This window comes from Brevundimonas sp. Soil_N_31 (assembly GCF_057655995.1).
Genome location: NZ_JBDGLE010000031.1, coordinates 1 through 560, shown reverse-complemented (window position 1 = coordinate 560; position 560 = coordinate 1). Strand labels below are relative to the sequence as shown.

The 560-nt window shown below is 60.9% G+C and carries 1 protein-coding gene; it reads left to right on the top strand.

All coding sequences use genetic code 11. The annotated features are described in order from the left end of the window. Nucleotides 1–560 (top strand): Ig-like domain-containing protein (locus tag AC3A3G_RS16370; RefSeq protein ID WP_487488738.1); only part of this gene is annotated, 560 nt, incomplete at both ends.

Here is a 560-nt window from a genome sequence, read left to right as displayed (position 1 = left end):
CCTCAGAACGATGCTGATGCTGAGACGATCGCGTCTTTGGATTTGAGCAGCTTCTTTACCGATATTGACGGAGATACGCTGACCTACAGCGCGAGCGGCCTGCCGCAGGGTCTGAGTATCGATCCGGCAACGGGCGTGATCAGCGGCACGATTGATCGTTCGGCAAGCCAGTCCTTCCCGGGCGGCGTGCACAGTGTGACGATCACGGCCAGTGACGGTAACGGCGGAACGGTGGATCAGACGTTCGAGTGGACGGTAAGCAACCCGTCGCCGACAGCGAACGATGACTTTGCAACAACCGACGAAGATACGCCGGTTAGCGGCAATGTGCTGACGGGGGCTGGCGCAGGCGACGTCTCCGACAGTGATCCTGATGGCGATGTGCTGAGCATCGAGAGCTTTGTGATCGCTGGGGTAACCGGCATTCATGATGCGGGCGACACGGTGCAGATCACGGGCGTCGGCACCTTCACGCTGTCGGCGGATGGCGCTTACAGCTTCACGCCAGCGGCGAACTGGAACGGCGTGGTGCCGACCATCACCTATACGGTGAGCGACGG